This is a genomic window from Nocardia sp. NPDC050799 (assembly GCF_040654015.1).
GTDB lineage: Bacteria > Actinomycetota > Actinomycetes > Mycobacteriales > Mycobacteriaceae > Nocardia.
In genome coordinates this window covers 56,413-76,511 of sequence record NZ_JBFAHF010000003.1, presented here as the reverse complement: position 1 = coordinate 76,511, position 20,099 = coordinate 56,413, and the positions used below count along the sequence as shown (strand labels likewise).

General features: G+C 68.9%; 19 protein-coding genes. 16 read left to right on the top strand and 3 right to left on the bottom strand.

Annotated features, from left to right (window positions below; genetic code table 11):
- The first annotated feature begins 34 nt into the window (after window positions 1–34).
- The 4 genes from AB0H42_RS04645 to AB0H42_RS04630 all read left to right on the top strand — a co-directional run bounded on the left by AB0H42_RS04645 (window position 35) and on the right by AB0H42_RS04630 (window position 5,034).
- Window positions 35–319 (top strand): hypothetical protein, encoded by a 285-nt coding sequence (locus tag AB0H42_RS04645; RefSeq protein ID WP_357049800.1) that lies wholly within the window; start codon window positions 35–37, stop codon window positions 317–319.
- Between the two features lie 109 nt (window positions 320–428).
- Window positions 429–1,991 (top strand): hypothetical protein, encoded by a 1,563-nt coding sequence (locus AB0H42_RS04640; protein ID WP_357049797.1) that lies wholly within the window; start codon window positions 429–431, stop codon window positions 1,989–1,991.
- 410 nt (window positions 1,992–2,401) lie between these two features.
- Window positions 2,402–4,222 carry a hypothetical protein gene (locus AB0H42_RS04635; protein WP_357049794.1) on the top strand — a complete coding sequence of 607 codons (1,821 nt, stop codon included), beginning with the start codon at window positions 2,402–2,404 and terminating at the stop codon, window positions 4,220–4,222.
- The gene (locus AB0H42_RS04630; RefSeq protein WP_357049791.1) at window positions 4,219–5,034 is read left to right on the top strand and encodes an ESX secretion-associated protein EspG; all 816 of its coding nucleotides are present in this window, start codon (window positions 4,219–4,221) and stop codon (window positions 5,032–5,034) included. The genes AB0H42_RS04635 and AB0H42_RS04630 overlap by 4 nt, the downstream gene beginning before the upstream one ends.
- 6 nt (window positions 5,035–5,040) lie before the next feature.
- On the opposite strand, the gene AB0H42_RS04625 is transcribed toward AB0H42_RS04630, so the two are convergent.
- Window positions 5,041–5,379 (bottom strand): hypothetical protein, encoded by a 339-nt coding sequence (locus AB0H42_RS04625; protein ID WP_357049789.1) that lies wholly within the window; start codon window positions 5,377–5,379, stop codon window positions 5,041–5,043.
- Between the two features lie 613 nt (window positions 5,380–5,992).
- Here AB0H42_RS04625 and AB0H42_RS04620 point away from each other — a divergent pair.
- From AB0H42_RS04620 to AB0H42_RS04580, 9 genes are all read left to right on the top strand, one after another.
- The gene (locus AB0H42_RS04620; protein WP_357049786.1) at window positions 5,993–6,346 is read left to right on the top strand and encodes a hypothetical protein; all 354 of its coding nucleotides are present in this window, start codon (window positions 5,993–5,995) and stop codon (window positions 6,344–6,346) included.
- An 80-nt stretch (window positions 6,347–6,426) separates the two neighbouring features.
- Complete coding sequence (locus AB0H42_RS04615; RefSeq protein ID WP_357049783.1) at window positions 6,427–6,726, top strand: YbaB/EbfC family DNA-binding protein; 300 nt, start codon at window positions 6,427–6,429, stop codon at window positions 6,724–6,726.
- Between the two features lie 44 nt (window positions 6,727–6,770).
- The gene (locus AB0H42_RS04610) at window positions 6,771–7,142 is read left to right on the top strand and encodes a type VII secretion target (protein ID WP_357049780.1); all 372 of its coding nucleotides are present in this window, start codon (window positions 6,771–6,773) and stop codon (window positions 7,140–7,142) included.
- A complete protein-coding gene (locus AB0H42_RS04605; RefSeq protein ID WP_357049777.1) occupies window positions 7,139–8,545 on the top strand; it encodes a hypothetical protein in 1,407 nt (468 codons plus the stop codon). The genes AB0H42_RS04610 and AB0H42_RS04605 overlap by 4 nt, the downstream gene beginning before the upstream one ends.
- Before the next feature lie 32 nt (window positions 8,546–8,577).
- Window positions 8,578–8,910 (top strand): PE family protein, encoded by a 333-nt coding sequence (locus tag AB0H42_RS04600; protein ID WP_357049774.1) that lies wholly within the window; start codon window positions 8,578–8,580, stop codon window positions 8,908–8,910.
- 42 nt (window positions 8,911–8,952) lie between these two features.
- Window positions 8,953–9,960 (top strand): PPE domain-containing protein, encoded by a 1,008-nt coding sequence (locus tag AB0H42_RS04595; protein WP_357049771.1) that lies wholly within the window; start codon window positions 8,953–8,955, stop codon window positions 9,958–9,960.
- Window positions 9,948–10,739 carry an ESX secretion-associated protein EspG gene (locus AB0H42_RS04590; protein WP_357049768.1) on the top strand — a complete coding sequence of 264 codons (792 nt, stop codon included), beginning with the start codon at window positions 9,948–9,950 and terminating at the stop codon, window positions 10,737–10,739. The genes AB0H42_RS04595 and AB0H42_RS04590 overlap by 13 nt, the downstream gene beginning before the upstream one ends.
- Before the next feature lie 84 nt (window positions 10,740–10,823).
- A complete protein-coding gene (locus AB0H42_RS04585; RefSeq protein WP_051714729.1) occupies window positions 10,824–11,132 on the top strand; it encodes a WXG100 family type VII secretion target in 309 nt (102 codons plus the stop codon).
- A 53-nt stretch (window positions 11,133–11,185) separates the two neighbouring features.
- Window positions 11,186–11,485, top strand: coding sequence for a type VII secretion protein EsxR (locus AB0H42_RS04580; protein WP_357049765.1), 300 nt, complete (start codon window positions 11,186–11,188; stop codon window positions 11,483–11,485).
- A gap of 76 nt (window positions 11,486–11,561) precedes the next feature.
- Here the strand turns inward: AB0H42_RS04580 and eccE are convergent, their stop codons facing one another.
- A complete protein-coding gene (gene eccE, locus AB0H42_RS04575) occupies window positions 11,562–13,352 on the bottom strand; it encodes a type VII secretion protein EccE (RefSeq protein WP_357049763.1) in 1,791 nt (596 codons plus the stop codon).
- A 138-nt stretch (window positions 13,353–13,490) separates the two neighbouring features.
- On the opposite strand from eccE, the gene eccB reads away from it, so the two are divergent.
- Window positions 13,491–14,993 carry a type VII secretion protein EccB gene (gene eccB, locus AB0H42_RS04570; RefSeq protein WP_357049761.1) on the top strand — a complete coding sequence of 501 codons (1,503 nt, stop codon included), beginning with the start codon at window positions 13,491–13,493 and terminating at the stop codon, window positions 14,991–14,993.
- A 63-nt stretch (window positions 14,994–15,056) separates the two neighbouring features.
- On the opposite strand, the gene eccA is transcribed toward eccB, so the two are convergent.
- The gene (gene eccA / locus AB0H42_RS04565; protein WP_357049758.1) at window positions 15,057–16,898 is read right to left on the bottom strand and encodes a type VII secretion AAA-ATPase EccA; all 1,842 of its coding nucleotides are present in this window, start codon (window positions 16,896–16,898) and stop codon (window positions 15,057–15,059) included.
- Window positions 16,899–17,229: 331 nt separating this feature from the next.
- On the opposite strand from eccA, the gene eccD reads away from it, so the two are divergent.
- Both eccD and mycP read left to right on the top strand, forming a co-directional pair.
- Window positions 17,230–18,666, top strand: coding sequence for a type VII secretion integral membrane protein EccD (gene eccD, locus AB0H42_RS04560; protein WP_357049755.1), 1,437 nt, complete (start codon window positions 17,230–17,232; stop codon window positions 18,664–18,666).
- Entirely contained in the window at window positions 18,663–20,087 is a 1,425-nt protein-coding gene (gene mycP, locus AB0H42_RS04555; RefSeq protein WP_357049752.1) for a type VII secretion-associated serine protease mycosin, read from the top strand. The genes eccD and mycP overlap by 4 nt, the downstream gene beginning before the upstream one ends.
- Window positions 20,088–20,099: the final 12 nt, after the last annotated feature.

The window sequence follows — 20,099 nt, the reverse complement described above, 5'->3', positions numbered from 1 at the left end:
CGGGCGGATATCCACGAACCAGTGAGGAGTAGCTATGCGTATCGGAGATCCGAGCGACGACGAGTTGCGCGAGAACTTCGCCGAAATGCTCGAATCGGTCCGCAACGGCGGCGGCCTGCGCACCGAGACCGGTCTGGACATGGAGACCGAGGACGCGCTGTGGGCGATCGCCCGCGCCTATCCCGAGGTTTCCGACGAGTTGGTGGAGGGGGCCCGCACGACCTTCGCGGGGCAGCTCGACGGCACCAACGCCCGGGCCCGCCGCGTGGAACTGGAGCGGCAATTCGAGGAGTTGCGGCACACCCGCGACGCGCACTGACCGGCCGGGCCGGACACGGATCGGCGTGGGCGGATCCGGCCGTCCGGTGATTCTGGTTCGGGAGCGCGGCGATCGTTTCCGAGTTTCGTACGAGGGGAAGGTGGGCGAAGTGACACGGTCGGACGAACAAGCCGGGGAAGCGCCGGTTCATGACGATCCGGTGCCCCCGCGGCCGGCCGCACCGGGCGCCGAGCAGGCCGGCGCAGCGGTCGCCGGCCCGCAAGACCCGGATACTCCGCAGGACGGGGACCCCGATGTCGGTTTCACCCTGTCACCGCCCGCGCCCGATCCCGCCGCGGCCGCTCGTGCGATCGTGCACGACGTCGCCCGGCGACTGGCCGCGGTCGCGCCCGAGGGCTGGCATCGGGTGGACGCGGTGTTCGCTTCGACGGTGACCGCCGATGTCGGTTTCGCGGTCTTCTCCGACGAACGGCAGCACGCGGTGCGGTGGAGTCCCGGTCCTGAGGTACTCGCGCTGGTGCGCGAACACCGGACGTTGTCCGCCGCGCTGGGGGACGGGCCGTGGTGGCGCCTGCTGCTGAGTCTCACCCACGCCGGACAGCTCGAGGTCGACTACGACTACGGTGACGAGCCGTTCCCCGACGATCAGTTGTTCGCGCCCGAGATCTACCGCGCCGACCTGGAAGCGTTCCCCCGCAGATCGCTCCCGGTGTGGTTGGCGGCGTATCTGCGGCACGGGGACCGCCAGCAGCGCTCCCCCGGCGTGGCCGCCGCACAGGCACGTGCGGACCGGCAAGCCGGGGTTTCCGGTCGCCCGGTCGGCGATCTCCCTCCTTTCCCGCTGATGGCGGCGCGCTGGGCGGTGCTGTCTGCGGCGTTCACCGCCGCGCGCTCCGAGTGGGGTCCCCGGCTGCGGCCGGGACTGCGCTGGTTCGAGGGAGCCACCCGCAGTGGGTCGTCCCTGCACGCGCTGCCCGCCGGTCGCGCGGTGCTGTCCGGCGGTGTGTGGAACGCACCGGAACTCGATCGGGCCTACAACAGTGCGGAGGAGCTGCCGCAGCTGTTCCGGGGCGCACCGGACTGGGTCGCCGATCAGGTCCTGAACCACCGGGCGGGCGCCGGGATGCTCACCTTCTGCTACTGGTGGGACGGGCAGGGCTGGTACCGCGGGGAGTCGCCGGACCCCGCGGTGATCACCGACGCGATTCCGGGGGTGCGTGAGGCGGATACGGTCGCGCGGATCGTGACCGGTCTGCTCGGCCCCGAGCCGTCCGGCGAGCAGCGGACTGCCGCCACGGACCTGGTATCGGCGGCCGAAGCGGGTCTTCTCACCCGGGCCGCACTCGCCCGTGTCTTCCCCGAGGCCGGCGACTTCGATCTCGACGCCGCCTTCTATCAGCTGGTGATGGGCGGAGTGACCGCGCCGGAACCCCTCGCGGCCGAAGCGGCGCTCGACCGGGTCGGCAGGTACCTGACCGACAGCGGCGCGGACACTTCCGGTTATTCCGTGGCGGAACTACGCGCGGAACGGGTGCGTACCGGGTGGATGGTGTACGTCCCGGTGCCGCCCGGGGAGATCGCGGTCGGCCGGGCGATCTTCTACCTGGCCGATGACGGGGTGCTGGAGCGTTCCTCGTCGTCGGTGGCGCCCTCGCGCTATCTGCCCGAATTCGAACAGCGGTTCCGCGAACGTCACCGCACACTGCTGTAGCGCGCGGACCGGCTGCGCGTCAATACAGTTCGTGATGTGTTCACGCACCGGACGGCAGCGCACCGAAACTTCGATGGCCGTTCAGCGCGTGGTGGGCCGAGGGTAAGACTCGGCTGCGATCTTCGGTTGTGACCCGTGCTGTCGCCGGGCGTCGGTGAGGAGAGCGTGAGCGAATGGACTGCCCGGCGCCGATGCTCGACCGGAGTGGTGATGATTGTGGGATCACCACCACCCCGTCGTACGGCCGGAATGCGATCCGGCCGGATGTTCAGTTGTGTGGTCCGGGGGTGGGAGTCCCGGGATCGGACGCCGGAATCGTATCCCTCTGGTGCCCAGCCGATCTCGAGTCGCTGTTCCCAATATTGACGAGTGGCAGTACGCGGAACTTCGACGTGGCGGGAGTGTGAGGTATGGCCGGCGACGACCCGTGGGGTGCTTTCCGGGACCGGGCCGCGAGCGGCGGCGTGGCGTTCGAGGAAACTGTCGCGCGGGACGCGGCGCAGTTCTGTGCCGATCTGATCAGCATTTTCGATGTCGTCGACGGGGTCGCGCCGCTGCTGGTGCCGCTGACCGCGCTCGGACCCGAATCGTTCTCCGGTCCGGAGCGGCTGCGCGCGAAGTACGACGAGGTCGCCGGTGAGTTCGCCGACGACATCATGTCCGGGCATCGCCGGCGCGTCACCGATCTGGGCGAGGCCTTCGTCCTGGCCGGAAAGCTCTATCAGGAAACCGACGCGGACGCGGCCGGGACGTTCGCGCGGATGGTGGACGACAGTATGGCGGGCTCGCTGGTCGAGCACGCGTTCTCGCATTACGACGAGACCGACGGCTGGGTCGACGAGACCTACACCCTCGTTCCCGATCTCGGCAATTACGCCGACAAGAACAACAAGTTCACGCTGCCGAGCGGACTGTCGGGGTTGCCCGGTAGCGCGGGTGCGGAGGGGTTCGCGGCGGAGGCGCCGCCGGCCGGTGGACTGAACTTCAACCAGTTCTGGTGGCTGGGCCAGGAGATCAACGGCGCTGCCCAGTTCATCGCGGACAAGGCCACCTATTGGATCCGGATGAAGATCCAGCTGGACACCGGCTTCACCGATTTCGACCAGGGGATGCAGGGCCTGCTGGAGTCCGACCGCTGGGAAGGTCAGGGCGTCGAGGGCGCGACCACGGCGGTCCGGGCCTATCTCGGCAGCGGCAAGTATCTGATCTCGGCCATGCAGCAGCTCGGCGACAACCTGCTGAACGCGTCCCAGTGGATCCAGAACACCGCGCTGGGCATGCCGGACAAATCGTGGGCCTACACCCGTCAGGAGGGTGGCGACGCCGCCGTCCACCAGCAGGAGACCTTCGCGCGACAGGTCTACGCGAACTGGTACGAACCGGGTGTCGAGCTGTCCTCCGGCGCGATCCCCAAACTTGTGAAGCCCGCCGAGACCACCGGACCGCCGCCGAACAACGGCGAACGCACCGGTGAGAACGGCGGCGGCGGTGGAGGTGGCGGCGCGAACGGTGGCGGTGGTGGCGGCGCCGGCGGCGGCCAGAACGGACGGTACGAGCAGCAACAGGCGGCGCTGCAGGAGATCGATCAGCAACGTGCGGAATTGCTGGCCGCGCAGCAGGATCTCGAGGAGCAGGCCCAGGCGCAGCAGGCCGCGCTGCAGCAGCAACAGCAGGCTCTCGAAAAGCAGCCGGAGGCGCAGCCGCTGTTGCAGGCGGCGCAACAGGGGCTGCAGCAACTCGGCCAGATGGGACAGCAGTTGTCCACCGCCGCGCAGCAGGCGCTGCAGCAGGCCGGTATCACCGGGCTGCCGGGGATGCCCGCGTTGCAGGACGCGGTGAAGAACTACCAGTCGGCGTTGCAGAAGGCGGGGAAGTTGCCCGCCGGTCTGGGTGGTGGCGGTGGCGCGAGTGGCGGTGCCGGTGGCGGGCCGGGCGCGGCCGGCCCGAAGTCCCCGCAGGTGCCGAACGTGGAGAAGGCCGCCAAACTGTTTCCCCGCGCTTCCCTCGCCACAACGGTCGGCGCCGCCCAGTCCGCCGGTATCGCCGCGTCCTCGATGGGGCAGGGCGCGCCCATGGGCGGTATGCCGATGGGCGGGGGTGGCGCGGGCGGCGCCGCCCAGGGTGGCCAGCAGAAGGACCACAAACGCGCCGACTACCTCGATTCCACCGAATGGCTGGAAGAGGGTATCGGTGAGCCGTCGGTCGTGGCGAAACCCGTGGTGGATCAGTGATCGCCGGAGCCGGACCGCGGCTGTGGCGGTTCACCGATATCGAGTTCTACGCCCTGTGGACGGCGGCGACCGGGGAACTGGGGCTGCCCTTTCCCTTCCATTTCACCGCACGCACCCTCGACCCACAGATGTTCCGGTTCGACCAGCGGCAGGCGCGCGCGGAGTTGCGTGAACGGCTGGGGCAGACATTCGATCCGGTGCTCGATGTCCTCGCCCACCCCGATATCCGGGTGGTACTCAGCGGCAGCGACCACCGCGAGGGCGACGAGCCGCGCAGTGTCGTGCGGCTGTTCGGCGCGCGCCGGGACTCGGCCGGCTATGTCGTCTCCTCGCGTCCCGGTGAGAGTTTCTGGCACAGCGGCGGTTTCACCGTGACCGGATGCGACGCGGTGCGGCTGGCGGACGAACTGGTGGCGGAGCTGCCCGATGTGCCCGCCGGGAACCGCGGCGAGACGGTGCTGCCGCGCCGCGCCGGGGCCGCGGACCGGGAGGAGGCGCGACCCCGGAGGGCTCCTACTGTGCGCGATTCGTTCGCCGCGTCGGAGTTCGAACGCGGGTCGGCGTTCCTCGCCGCGCCCGTGAGCTGTGTGGGAACGATCGGTGTGGAGCAGGGTTCGTCGATCTACGGCCCGCGCGGTATCGCCCGGTACCGGATGGACTGGCGGGACCTGGTCGACGACGGCAGGTATCTGGTCCGCGGGGCCGACACACCGATCGCCGCACCCGCCGACACCGAGTTGCTGAAGGGCGCGATCAATTCGATGGTGGCCCAGGTGGTCCGGGTCATCAAGGATGAGCGCCGCAAGGTTTGACCGGCCTCACCGCCGACGGCCGTGCTCGTCCCATTCCCGGATCGCTTCCAGTTCGCCGTGCTCTCCGAACAGGCTCTCCGCGGCGAGGCGACCGTTGGGATGCCACCGCCGGAATACCCCGCGCGGCTGCCCGCGATAGCTCTCCCCCTCCGATTTCAGCCGTCCGTCGGGCCACCACTCCCGGGAGCTGCCGTGGCGCAATCCGTCGAGGTAGAACTCCTGGGACAGCAACTGGCCGGGCACCAGCTCTTCGACCACCTCGCCGGTGAACGGCTGCCCCGCGTACTCCAGTCGTAGGTCGGCGCTCACCGAGGTCGGGTCCTCGTTCAGGTCGATTCGCCTCATCGCGGATCTCCTGTGGGTCCGTGCACTGGGACAGAATATCGACGCGCTGGGCAAAAACGGTGCGTATGCGGCGAATTCGCGGCGTCAACTCGTCTCCGGCGCCGACCGATCGGACCGGCGCGCCGCTCGACGGAATGCCGGTGGCGGGCTCGGCCGGCAGCGCGAGTGTGGTTGCCGACCCACCGGAGCCGGGACATCTCACGGGCCGCTGTGGGTCGTCGTGAATTCCGGTAGCGAACCGGTCCCTTTCGGAATCGGGATCTATCGGTTCGGTGACGCGAATAATGAGCCGTTACATAGCGGTCGATAAATCATCGAATTGTGTTCCGGGAACCACGGTCCGGTATCGAGCGGCCTCGGCGCAGGCCCGACCGGGTAATGCCCGCGGTGTGCCTCTGTCCATCTCGGGTGATCAGGAACGCATTCCGCGCCTGACCCGAAAATCGCGTCCGGCTATCCGCGGTGCGGCCATCACCGGCCGATAACCGTCAGTTCATCTCGACGATCGATACTCGAATGGAGAAATGGTCCGGATCATGAAGGTGGGCGTGCGCGGTGAAATATATGCGAGGGCCTCGCCATCGGGTCGTTGGAATTTGGAGGAGGCCGCACCATGAGCGATTCCGACCAGGGCGGAGCCGAATTTCCCACCGAGTTCAGCGCGCATTCGCTGACGGGGACAATTCGCGTCCGGACGACGGAAATGGGTTTGCCCGTGGCGATCTCCGTGGAACCAGGACAGCTGCGCCGCGATCCGGGCGCGCTCGCCGGGGAGATACTGCGGCTGTGTAAACAGTCGGCCGCGCGGGCGGGTCTGGAGCGGAGGAAGCAGCTGCAAGAGGCAGGTTTCACCGCCGAGATGCTGCGGTCGACCGGCCTGCCCACCGACGCCGAGGTGGCGCGGCAGGAGATCGTCGACGAGCAGGACTACGACACCGAACCCGAGAGCTGGCTGCGCTCGGTCTAGACGCCGCGGAACCGGCGCTCCGGAATCCGGGCGCGAGAAAAGAATGCCGACAACAGGTCTCGATTCATTCGGAGGTGGACGTGGTCGAAACAATGGATGAACTCATCGCCAGAGTGCAGCAGCAGGTTTACCGGCTCACCGATCTACGTGACGCGATGACCGGCATCCTGATCACCGAGACGTCATCCGACGGCACGGTAACCGTGGAAGTGGACGGCAATGCGGCGCTGACCGGACTGAGTTTCACCGGCGGGATCAGCAAACTCACTCCGCAGCAGTTCGAGAAAACGCTGGTCGATACCGCACGGGCGGCAGCGCACCGGGCCGTGACCGAACTCGGTGAGTTGATAAACGACTTCAATGCGGAGAGCACTAGGTAGTCACCGAGTGTTCACCGCGCCGCGATCGCGGCCGAAGGTATCGAATGGGTAGCGTTTACGACGAAACATTGTGGGATGTTTCGGGATTGGACGAAGAGATGAACAGCATTCACGTTGTCCCGGACGCGGTTCGCCGGTACGGCAGCGAATCCGCGGCCATGGCGGCCGGGGTGGCCGCGGCCGGCGCGGTCGATCAGACGGCGACGGTCGCCTTCGCGGCTCCGGTGTTCGGGCTGATCGGTCAGGAATTCCTGGCCGCGTTCGCCTATGCGCAGGCCAATCACCTGTCCTCGGTGGCCGAACTTGCCGCCGTGCACGCCGGCACCGCGCTCACCGCGCATCAGGCCGCGGCGAGCTACGAGATCGCCGACGCCGGTAACGCTACGAACATCGGCGCGGTGTTCCCGGGTTCATGAGCAGCCCAGGAGCAGGCGCGGCCCCGCCTCCCGGCGCGGAAACCCTCGACCCGACAGTGCTGGACCTGTTACGCGGCAGTGCGCTGGCGCCGATGCTGGACAGGCCGGTGAACGACATCCTGCACAGCATGGGATTGCCGCACCTGCCGGAACTGCCGGCGTTCGGCGAACTCCCGGATATGCCGCCGCTGCCGACGATCGATCTGAGCGCGCTGATGCGCCCGCTCACCGATCTCGCCTCGGCCTTCGGCACCGGCCGATTCGGTGCCCCGGCTGCTCCGGCGGATGGCGCTGCCGCCCCGCATGACGCGGCGGCCGCGGCACCCCCGGTGGATCCCACCCAGGCGTTGTCGCAGATATCGACCGTGATGCAGACGCTGCTGCAGGTCGCACCGTCGGCCCTGCAGGCGGTCATGGGCCTGTGGCAGGGGATGGGTGCCACCGAGGCAGCGGAGAAGGCCGGGGCGGCGCAGGCGGACGCGGCCGCGCTGGAGGCGCAGAGCACCGGCGAGAAAGCCCACCTGGCCAAGGGCGCGACCAGCGTGGCGATCGGCGGCGCGGAGATGGCCGCGGTCATCGCCGCGTTCTCGGCGAAGCTGGCGCTGGCCCCGCTCTATGCGACGTCCGCGGGCGGCGCGGCGTACCTGGTGGCCTCGGCGGTCGAGGCGGGCGTCGAGGGGCTGGCCATCACGGCCAAGACCAAGACCGAACTCGGTATCGAGGCAGTGGGTATGACGCAGACCGGTGCGAAGGTGCCCATCACCAACGCACCCACCGGTGTGAACCCGGCCGATCAGATGAACCAGCTGATGCAGCTCGTGGGTATGGTCACGCCGCTCATCGGAACCGTGGGGCAGGCCGCCCGGTCGCTGGGGCAACTGGCCGCCGCGAACCCGGCACTGTCCGCGCCGAAACCCATCGACGCGCCGGGCGCCACCGACGGCTCCGAACACCACGAGCCGGCCGCAGCGCGGACCGGGAGTTTCGGCGGCGGTCTCGGTGGGGCAGCGGTGGCGACGGGGGCGGTCGCCGCGCCGCTGAGCCCCTTTCCCGGGACCAGGACCGCGGCACCCGGCCCACTCGGTGCGGTCGGCGCGCCGGGTGGACTCGGCGGCATGTCGTCGGGGTCGGCCACGGGCGCGGCCGCCGCGGCGCACAACGGGACCGCGAATTCCACCGCGGCCGGCAGCGGCCCCGGTGTGATGCCGATGGGCGCGGGGATGGGTGCCGCCGCGGGAATGGCCCGCGACGGCGAGTCGGTGACCGACGGTTCGGCGCGCGGCATGGTCTCGGCCGAACACGGCGACGAAGTGGTCGGGTCGCTCGAAGGTATCGCGGTGCCGGTCGTCGGCGCGGCGGAAACAGCATCGGAACCACCGCCGGACAAAGAACTCACGCTCTGAGAGCACCGGCGAACAGCACACAGGAGGGTCTCATGAACAACGAGATGGGTGAGGTCTACGACGGCGTCCGGTTCGACCCGGCCGCCGCGGGCAAGGCCTCGTCGGGGCTGGACACGCTGGCCGACCGGCTGGCCGCCGATCTCGACGCGGCCGCGCAGGCGCTGACCGTGGTGCCGGCGGGGATCGACGAGGTGTCGGGGCGGGCATCGCAGACCCACAACGATGTCGCCACCTCGTACCTGACCAGCGCGCAGGCCAGTGTGCAGGAGATGCGCAAACTGGCCGCCACACTGCGGCTGAGTACGACGCAGTTCGACGGTATGGAAACCGACAATGTCTCGAACCTCGGCGGCCCGAAGACCTGACCACGGCTCGTATCGGCGACGATCGAAGGGTATTGCGCAGCGATGATCGAACCACCGCAGCCCGGTTTCACCGGTGTCGTGTGGCCCGCGCGCCCGGCCGACCGGCTGGCCCGCGACCTCACCGCCGGCCCGGGTGCCGTGCCGATGGCCGAGGCCGTCCAGGCGTGGGCCCGGCTGGCCGCGTCCTTCGGCGCGGCGGTGGTGGAGTACGAACGAATGGTCCTGGAGATGCGCGGCGCCTGGGGTTCCGGACGCAGCAGCGAAGTGCTACAGCGTGTCTCGGCCTTGCGCGACTGGCTGGTCGATGCGGCGGCGGCCGCGACGGCCAATGCCGCGCGCTTCCAGGCGCAGGTCGCGGCCTACGAGATCGCCCGGCTGGCGATGCCGCATACCGCCGATATCGAACAGATCCAGCAGATCCAGCGGATGCTGGAATCGGTCGGCGGCATGCTGGGGGCCCCGATCAGGGCGATTGCGGCCGAAACCGACAAGGACGCGGATATGGCCAAGGCCGTGGCCTCCCGGGTCATGGAGAACTACGAGAAAGCCACCGAACCGCTCGCGTCGTCGTGGCAGCATCCCACGCCACCGGTGATCGCGCCCGATACCGCGTTGGCTGCCGAACATGCGGCCGCCGCGCCGGGCGCGACCGCACCGCCGCCGGCGGTGCGTGGCGGTATGCCCATGGGCGCGCTGGGGATACCGGTGGGCGCGATTCCGACTCCGGCGGCGATGCCGCGGGTCCCGGTCGCTTACACCGCGCCGGTCTACACGCAGTCCGCGACGGTACCGGAGGTCCTACCGCAGAACGCGTCGGTCGCCGCCGGTGGTTCTTCCCAGGCGGCGCCGCTCGCGCCGGGCGCGATGGGTGCCGCGAACGCCGCGGCCGGCGGGCAGGAGGCGGCACGGTTCCCGCGGGCGGGCCTGTCCGGTGACGAGGACGATCATTTCGCCGGCGAGGGCGAACTGCGGGCCGCGCCGGCGGTGCTCGGCGCGGTGGAGGCGCCGGCGGCGCGGGCGCACGCCGGAGGTACGCCGTGCGGACTTTGAGCAACGACGGCCTGCTCGCGGTCGCCGAGCGACTCGGTGTGCAGACCTTGCCTCTGGTGCTCGCCGCCGGGCCGCGGCAGGACTCCTACGACGAATGGCGGGCGGCGCGGGAGCGAGCCGTCGCGGAACTGATCACCGCGGAGGTGTTCGACGCCGCGGGCGATGTGGACACCGACCTGGCCGACGCGTTGTATGTACTCGCGCAACCGGATCACGAGCTGGTGGCTCGCGGTTACGGGCCGGAGCACACGCTGCGCGGATGCGTCGCCGGCCGCGCGCAGCGGTACGCGGTGGCGATCCGGACCGGGGACAGTTTCGATATCGGGACCATCTGGTGCGACGGTTCGCCCGCCGCGCTGGTGCGCCCGCTGCTGGATGCGCTCGGGCCGGGTGAGCCCGCCGCGGTCGGCGGATTCAGTGCGCCGGCCGACGAACTCGCCGACCGCCTGAACGCCGCCGAGACCACCGGCGACTACGCGGACGCCCTCTACGCGCTGGGGGTACCCGACCGCGACGCCACCGTGCTCGGCTCGGCCTTCGGCAGTTGCCACGCCTACACCGAGATCGTGGCCTACAGCCACGAGGACGGCCTGACCACCCGCGCCCCCGGCGCCGTCGCGGTGTACGACACCGAACGTGGGCGGATCGCTGCCGCCCCCATGGTTTCGCCGGACCGGCAGGTCTGGTCGACGGTCACGACGGGCACCGACCATCGGGTTGCGCAGGCGGTCGCCGCGCTGCTCGAGGGCCTGCCCGGGGGGAGGTGGCCGACACCGTAGTTCTCCCGGTGCTAACCCACCGTCTCTTCATCTCGAGATCGTCGGATCTCGGTACGAAAACGAACTCACGAAAGGAACCCCACAATGGCTACACAGGGTGTTGATCTCGATCTCGAGCTGGTCAAGAAGGCGACCGGCGAGATGTACCAGGCCATCGAAAATCTGCGGCTGTCGGTGAAGGCCGTGGATTCGGCCAGCGATGCCGCGCGCGCGGGGTGGAAGGGCGATGCCAACGCGTCGTTCGTCACCACCTCGCAGGCCTGGAGCGACGAGTCCGACCGGCTGAACCAGAAGCTCGACGAGCTGACCAAGGCCACCGAAGACGCCACCCAGACCATTCTGGGCATGGACGAGGACGCCTTCATCCCCGGCGGCGGCTACACCAGCCTCTGACTCCGTAGCACGGCACTTCCACCTATCCACTGCACCGAGAAGGAATTGGGATCATGAGCGATATCTTGTACGACAAGCCCACTATGGAGGCTTTGTTCGACTCGCTGAAGACCGAGGGCAGCAAGATCCAGGGTGAGATCGGGGCCCTGGCCACCGCGAAGGACAACTTCCTCAACGCCATGGCCAGCCAGGGCGCCCAGGAAGGGTTCCAGACCGCCCACGGCGCGGTGAACACCGAGCTCGAGGACACTCTCACCAAGCTGGACCAGCTCGCCGCGGCAGTGGAGAACGCGCTGCACCGCGCGCTCGAGACCGATAAGAAGATCGGCGACGGCTTCGCCGCTTTCGGCTGATCACGCCGCATCGGAAGTCGAACGGCCGGCTGGATCGGATGAGGATCCAGCCGGCCGTTCTCGGGTGTGCGGTTTCTCAGCGCGCGGCGAGGGATTCGCCGATGTAGTGCATCTCCTCCTGGGTCGTCACCATGTTCACCGTCGTCGTCACGGCGGGGGTGCGGACGGTGACCCGGTTGGGGGCGTCCGGATCCTGGATGAGCGAGACGTCCGCGTCGATCGACCCCGGCGGGTCGTGCGGCTGCCGGACGTGCACGATGGTGGCCCCGCCCGCGTGGGAGACCGGGTCGACACCGTCGAACACCAGCACCGTGGTGCTCGGATAGGGCGCGGTGGGCAGCGGCGGCGGACCGGGTGGGTGGTAGCTGGCACCCGCCGCGCGGGGCGCGATGGTGAGGATCTGCGGGGCGTCCAGATTGCGGACCAGGGTCTGCCAGGCCTCGGGCCGGGAGGTGTGCACGATGGCGTGCGCGCCGAGCCCGGTGGCGCGCAGGATGACCTGCTGCGCGAGATCCAGCGTTCCGATCACCTCGAGCTGGCGGGTGCCCTCGCCGATGAGCGGTACCGCGATACCCTGGCCGCGGTCGTCGGCACCGATGAGCTGGCCGCAACCGGCGGTCGGCACGGTGAACTCGGCGAGCGCGGTGAGCGTGCCGCGGTAGGCGACGTCTCGTCCCCAGCGGCCGGTGTAACCGACCGGCAACGTATCGAGCAGGATGCGCAGCTGGTTCCCGTAGAGCTGCCGCAGCCCCGGCAGCGGTGGCTGCTCGGGTGGTTCGACCGTGTCGAAGCGGACCACGGCGTTGAGGACCACGGTTTCGGCCAGTTCGGTGTGCGGGTCGTCGCGGCCGATACCGGGCCGCAGCCGCAGCGTGACCGTGGTGGACAGGCTGGGCACCGCCCAGATGTCGGCCAGTCCGCGCGGGCCCACCAGATCGGCGCCGATCTGGTATTGGGCAAGGTATCGGCCCTGGGATTCCAGCCATTTCGGGGATTCGGTCAGCTGGTCCACCGCGAAGCCGTGGGTGAGTTCACGGACCGCGGTGTTCATTTCGGTCGCGGTGAGCACTGATGCCGCGATATCGTGCCCGGCCAGCCGATTCGCCACCCGCCGGGTGGCGATGATGGCGGCGCGCAGTGCTCCGGTGCCGCCGCCGCCGCGATTGTCCACCGCCTCGGCATTGGCCAGCGGGTCCAGCCGCAACACCAGCCAGCAGGTGCGATGGGCGATGGCCGGTAGCGGACCGAGGATCCGGTCGTAGAGGTGCGCGGCGATACCGGTGCCGGCGGTCCGGGCGCCCGTGCTCACCACATCGATACCGGCCAGGGTCAAATCGAATTGGTCGAGACAGCGAGCGATCTCCGGCAGCGGCAACAGCTGTTCGGTACTGAGCGAACCGGGCTGCAACAGGGTGAGCGTGTCCGGTGGCGGGTCGATGCGCAGCATGGTGAGCAGCAGATCCCCGTCCCAGCGCACCCCGTAACCGCCGCCTTCGGGCAGCGGTACATCGAAGGCCGCCGCCTCGTCCAGCCGCTCCGCGGAGATCCGCCCGCGCCGGGCGAGCAGACCGGCGATTCGCGCCACCAGGGTGCGGCCGCCGACCGGCGTCAGCCCGGTAACGCCCACTCCGGCACCGGCGCCGAGCGAGTACCACACCGAATCGGTGCACGCGAGGACCACCCACGCGGTGAACGCGGCGACGAGAATACCGGGAACGACGATCCGGAGCGGAAAAATACGGAACAACCAGAATTCCGGATCGCGCAATGTGTCATAGGCGGATATGCGAATATTCGTCGAATTCTGGGCGACTCCCGATTCCGGGATTTCGGTGTCTCGAGGTTCGGAGTTCATCGTGTCGTTCACAGCTGTTAATTCCTGCCTGGGAGGCACGCACGTTCCGATGGGTCGCAGCGCTTTTCACCGAATCGAGCCGACGTGATCATCGAAATTTACGGTACCGTGTCGAATGAGATCGCGGTCGATAGCTCGATGGAGTTCGCAGTGCCAGCACAGCTGACTACCCGTGCCCAGGTGAACGGGTACCGATTCCTGTTGCGCCGTCTCGACCACGCATTGGTGCGCCGCGATGTGCGTATGTTGCACGATCCGATGCGTTCCCAAACCCGCTCGCTACTGGTCGGATTGGTACTCGGCATTCTCGTGGTCGCCGGTGCCGTCATCCTGGCGTTCCTGCGTCCACAGGGCGCGATCGGGGACGCGCTCATCGTCTCCGGCAAATCCAGCGGTGCACTGTATGTAGTGGTGAGCAAGGAGGACGGCAGCCGGACGTTGCACCCGGTTCTCAATCTGGCCTCCGCGCGACTGATCACCGGCAGCAATGCCGAACCGCACGCGGTGGAGGACGACAAGCTCGGTTCCCTGCCGCGCGGTCCGCTACTGGGTATCCCGGGGGCGCCGTCCGCGCTTCCGGGTTCGGCGCAGGGCGGTGACTCGCACTGGTCGCTGTGTGAGTCCATCGAATTGTCCGCCGGCGGTAGCGCGGCTTCGGCCGCGGGGGCGACGACAACCGTGGTGGCGGGCCGGCCCGAACCGAGCGACCGGATGCGGGCCGCCGCCCCGTCCGACGCACTGCTGGTTTCCCGCGACGACAAGACCTATCTCGTCTACGACGGCAAACGCGCCGAGGTGGATCCCGCGAATTCGGTACTCGCCCGCGCGCTCGACCTGCCGGGCCATCGGCCGCGGCCGGTCGGTACCGGCTTCCTCGGCGCCACCACCCAGGTCCCGGCACTCACCGCGCCGGCCATCGATCGAGCGGGCGAGCCGGGCCCGGGGCCGCTGGCGAATGTCCCGATCGGTGGCATCATCTCGGTGGCCGGGCTGGGCAACGCCGCGGGGCCCGAGATGTTCGTCGTGCTCGCCGACGGCGTGCAGCCGGTATCGCCGTTTGCCGCCGAGGTGATCCGTTACGCCGACTCGCAGGGGATGAGCGAGGTGGAGGTGATGCCGCCCGATGCGCTCGACGATGTTCCGGTGGTGCGTCACCTGCCGATCGCGGACTTCCCGCGGGAGATCCCGCGCATCGTGGACGCCGAGGACGGACCGGTCGCCTGTATCGCCTGGTCCAAATCCCCGGGCACCACTCCGGCGGAGAAGGGCGCCGGGGAAGGGCCGCAGGAACGCGCCACCGTCGGCCTGCTGATCGGCACCCGGCTGCCCCTGCCGGACTCCGCCGAACCGGTACGGCTGGCGACCGCGGACAGCAGCGGTGATCGGGTGGACGAGGTGTATCTGGCGCCCACGCACGGCGAGTACGTCCAGATAACCGGCTTGGATCCGGGCAGTCCGCGTCGCGGCAGCCTGTTCTATGTCGGTGACAACGGGATCCGCTATGGCGTACCGGATCCGGCCACTGCCGTGGTGCTGGGCCTGGGCTCCACACCGCATCTGGCACCGTGGGCGATCGTCGGCCAGCTCGTTCCGGGACCTACGCTCGAGCCCCGGGCCGCCCTGATGAGCCACGACTCGCTGTCCGAGGGCTGATTCCGGCGTCCGCGGCCGTCCGGCCGATACCGGACCGGCCGAGCCGGGTGCCGGCACCGGTGATCAGGCCGGGTCGGTCCAGGCGATATTCAGCGAATCCAGGATGGTGGCCAGCGCGAGTCGCATATCCGGTTCCTCGATACGCCGCAGTACGGTCTCGTCGATATCGGTGAGGTCCAGTGATTCGTCGTTGGCCAGCCGGAACTCGCGTTCCTCCTCGGCCGCCTCGATCACATTGCGGATGAAACGGCCGTTGCCGGCCACATCCACGCCGCGCCGGGGTTGCCCGCTCTGGTCGGTGCTCTCCATGGCGTACAGGTGGTCGCAGGCCCGGATCAGCACTTTCAGCGCTTCCTCGGACAGATCCGAGTCGCGCTTCTTCGCGATGACCTCACCGATCTGCCCCAGCTCGGTGGCGTTGTAGGACGGGAACTGCAGGCGTTTGGCGAACCGTGAGGCCAACCCGTCGTTGGCGGCGAGCAGCCGGTCGATCTCACCGTCGTATCCGGCGATGATGACCACCAGGCGGTCGCGGTCGTTCTCCATCCGGGCCAGTAGCGTATCGACGGCTTCGCGGCCGAACGCGTCACCGCCCGACAGGCCGGCCTGGATCAGGGTGTAGGCCTCGTCGATGAAGAGCACGCCGTCCATGGCGCCGTCGATCAGCTTGTTGGTCTTGATGGCGGTGCTGCCGAGATGTTCTCCGACGAAATCGACGCGTTTGGCCTCGATCATCTTCTCGGTCTCCAGCAGGCCCAGACCGCAGTAGATCTTGGCGACCACCCGGGCGATGGTGGTCTTACCGGTACCGGGCGGGCCGGTGAACGCCAGATGCTGCCCGCGCGGCACACTGGCCATCCCCTTCTCCGCTCGGATCTTGGCCAGCTGCGCGGTCGACTGCAGCTTGGCGACCTGGGTTTTCACCGAGGCCAACCCGATCTGGGAATCCAGTTCGGCACGTGCCTCCGCCAGCGTCTCCTTCGCCCGGTCCTGGACCTCGGCGCGGTTCATCTGCTCCATCGTCGGCGAGGAGGCCGGATCCCATTTGTCGGTCCGCGCCTCGATCACCTCGCGGTTGGTGATCGTGATCCGGTAGGTGCGGTCGCGCATGGCCGAGGCGTTCGCCTCGAAGTCCGGTGCCTGCGAATAGACCTTCTCGAACAGTGCCTGCGCCTGTTCCTCGTTGCCGGTTTCGCGCAGGCACAGACCGCGGCAGAACATGGCGGTGGAGCGGGCGGCGGGAATCGGCCCCTGCTCGGCGGCCGACATCCGGCGGATGGATTCGGCGAACAGTCCGAGCTGGGCGCAGGCCGTGCCGACCATGACGTGCGCGCCGGCCGCCAGGTACGGATCGTCCCATTCGGCCGAAGCGGCCAGCACGGTCATCACATCGGGCCAGCGCTGCGTGGTGTAGTGCAATACGCCCCGGACGTACGCCGCGATCCGGTGGTCTGCCGCACGTTCGGGGTCGCCGGCCTGCTGGCCGCGCCGGTACTCGTCGAGCTCGTTCAGTGCGCGCTCGGCCTCGTCGAAGTCCTTGTCGGCGATCAACTGTGCCGCCCACGCCAGCGCGATCTCGGTCCGGCTCGACAGCGGGTAGTCGATGTAGAGACCCGGCTGAAAGCGGGCCGCGAGTTCCCGGGGCCGCAGACCGACCCGGCGTTGTTCTCGATAGAGCGTCGCGTCGCAGGTGCGGTACAGATTGAACAGTACTTCTTTGGTGAGTTCGCCGGCGGCGGCCCGGCCCAGCCAGGCATCGCACATGCCCGGGTCCCATTCGGTGGCTCGCTGGAATGCCAGTGCGGCATATTCGAGGTCGCGCGCCGATTCCTGTCCTTCGATGGATAATCCGAGCGACAGGACTCCGGCATCGAATGCGCGTTGTGCTTGGCGGTTGCCGGTCATTGCGGTCGCTCCCCGAATTCTTTGGATCGTCTTGAAGAGAACGTTATCTGGATACCAGACTACCGATCGCGCGCACTTCGACGCTCGGTTACATTGGGTGCAGTTGCCGATGATCTGCAACGCCGAGTAAGCCGAGCGAAAGTTCACCGACAGTGCCGAATTTGTTAACCCGGAGAGTCTTTCGAGATTCACTGTCCAGTGGGAAATGAATTGTGGATGGCGTGCAGATGAATAGTCGTCCACCGGGGTTCGAGATACCGAACGAAATATGGGTGGGGAGATGAGCGCACCAGCCGAATCGCCGAGCACACACCGAGCGCACGAACCGGAATTGAGCAGAGTATCGGTGATCGGTGGCAACACCCAGGTCGATGTGGGATTACCCGCGACCGTGCCCATCGCCGGTTTCATCGGCGACCTGGTCGCGTTGATCGAATCGCGCAGTCCGGATCTGCCCGAGACGGAGGAGGAGACGGGTCCGCTCACGGCACAGCACTGGACACTGGCCCGGCTGGGCCGGGAAGCGATCGCGCCGAGCCGCACGCTCACCGAGGCGGAGGTCTACGACGGCGAACTTCTGGTGCTGCGTTCGGTATCGGCCAAAGAAGCACCCGCGTTGTTCGACGATGTCATCGATGCCGTGTCCCGGCTCACCGCCGAGGAGTTCACCGGGTGGTCCGGGGTCGCCGCGCGCTGGATGGGGTTGGTGGCCTCGGCGCTGACCGTGCTCGTCACCCTGGCGGTCCTGATGGTCTCGCGCGGTGCCGGCGATCCGCTCGCACCGCCGCTGGCGCTGTTGGGTTCGGGGCTGGCCGCATTGGTCGCGGCCGGGATCACCGCGCGTAAGTACCGCGACGAGCTCACCGCCTCCTGGCTTTCGGCCGATGGGTTGATGCTGCTGTTCGGCGGCGCGGCTTTGCTCGTCCCGGGCACGCTGGGCAGTTCGCATCTGCTGCTGGGCAGTTCGGTGCTGCTGGTGGCCGCCGTACTCGGCTACCGTCTCACCGGAGTGGGTGCGACCCTCTTCTCCTTCGCCGCCGCGGCCGCGGTCATCGCACTGGTCACCGCCGTGATCTATCTGATCTGGCATCCCGGGCTGCCGAAGGTTGGTGGCGGTTTGCTGGTGGCCGGGATCATGACCCTGTCGATGGTGCCGCGGCTGGCAGCGCTGCTGGCCCGTCTTCCCATCCCGCCGGTGCCGACCGCCGGCGCCGCCATCGACCCGGCCGACCACGAACCCCGCCCGACCATCGAGGGCATCGGCGCCATCGGGGCGACCGCACTGCCCTCGGCCGCCGGTCTCGGGGAACGGGCCCGGGCGGCCAACCGCTTCCAGACCGGCCTGATCGCCGCCTGCACCGCAAGTACGGTCATCGGCGCGTTCGGGGTCGCCGACCCGCTGGGCGCCTACCGTTGGCAGGGCATCACCCTGGCGGTGATCACCGCGATCATCCTGTCGCTGCGCGGTCGCTCGTTCGCCGATATCACCCAGGCCGCGACCCTGATCGGCGGTGCCTGTGTGACCTTCGTATCGCTGACCGTCGGATTGTCCTTCGGCGACAACGATCTCGTACTCGTCTGTGCCGCGATCCTGCTCGCCTTCACCCTCGGGGTGATCGGCTTCGGCGTGATCGGTCCGCATATCGAGGTCACCCCGGTGGTCCGGCGGGCGATCGAGCTCTTCGAATACGGGCTGATCATGGCTGTGATCCCGCTCGTGCTCTGGGTGATGGGTATCTACGGTACGGCCCGGAACCTGAGCATATGAGGGCTCGACCGCCGCGCCGCGGCCTGCTGCGGATGATCTGCGCGGCCGGTGTACTGGGTGCCGCGGTGTTGCTGCCCGGCCCCTTCGCCGGGGCGGTACCGCAGCCCGCCATCGATCCCGGTGCGCTGGGCGCGGCCCAGGCAATCAGCGGCCGGCCCGCCCCCCTCGAACCCACCGAGCAGCGTGCGGTATGCGCCGAACCGCTGCTCACCGGCGCGCCTCCGAGCGAACCGCCGATGGCACAGCAGGTGCTCGATCTGCCCGCCGCTTGGCAGTTCAGCCGCGGCGCCGGCCAGAAGGTCGCGGTGATCGATACCGGCGTGAACCGGCATCCGCGGCTACCCCGGCTACAGCCGGGCGGGGACTATGTCTCCGATACCGACGGCACGGTCGACTGCGACGGGCACGGCACCCTGGTCGCCGGGATCATCGGTGCGCAGCCCGTCCCGGGCGACGCCTTCGCCGGAGTCGCGCCCGACGCGGAGATCTTGGCGATCCGCCAGCTGAGCCTGGCCTACGAGAAGAAGGACAACAACAACCGCGACGCACCCGGCAAGATCGGCACCGAGGGATACGGCAGTGTGCTGACCCTCGCGGGCGCGGTGGTCCGGGCCGTGGACATGGGCGCCACCGTCATCAACATCTCCGAGGTGGCCTGCACCCGGGCCGGACTCGATACCGCCGACAGCGCACTCGGCGCTGCCGTCAAACACGCCTACGACCGCAATGTGGTGGTGGTGGCCGCGGCCGGCAACCTGCAGAGCGACGGCGCCTGCGACACCCAGAACTCGGGTGCGGGCTGGGGTTCGGTCGCGACGGTGGCCAGCCCGGCCTGGTTCTCGCCGTATGTGCTGGCGGTGGGGTCGGTGGACGCCGGCGGGCAGGTCTCCGAACTCTCCCTGAACGGGCCGTGGGTGCAGGTGGCCGCCATCGGCCGCAATATCGTCTCGCTGGACAGCAAACCCGGCGGTACCGGACTGGTCGACGGGGTACAGACCACCGAGGGCATCCGCTCGGTGGAGGGCACCAGCTTCGCCGCGCCGTATGTGGCCGGCCTGGCCGCGCTGGTGCGATCCCGTTTCCCCGAACTCACCGCCCCGCAGGTGATGGACCGGATCACCCGGACCGCGCACGGCCCGGGCACCGGCCGCGACGACAGGATCGGGCACGGTCTCATCGATCCGCTGGCCGCGCTGACCGCCGAACTGCCGGTGGAACCGGTGAGTGCGGGCGCGGCCGTCGCCGCACCCATCGCGGCACCCGTACATCCACCCGGGCCCGATGTGCGCCAGCGCTGGATCGCGATCACCGGGTCGGCGATCTGCCTGACCGGTCTCGCGATCGGCGCCGCCGTGGCGTACCCGTTCCGCCGGCCCCGGCGTGAGCCGGACCTGGAATCGGGCCTGGAACCGGACCCCTGACGCGGCACCCCG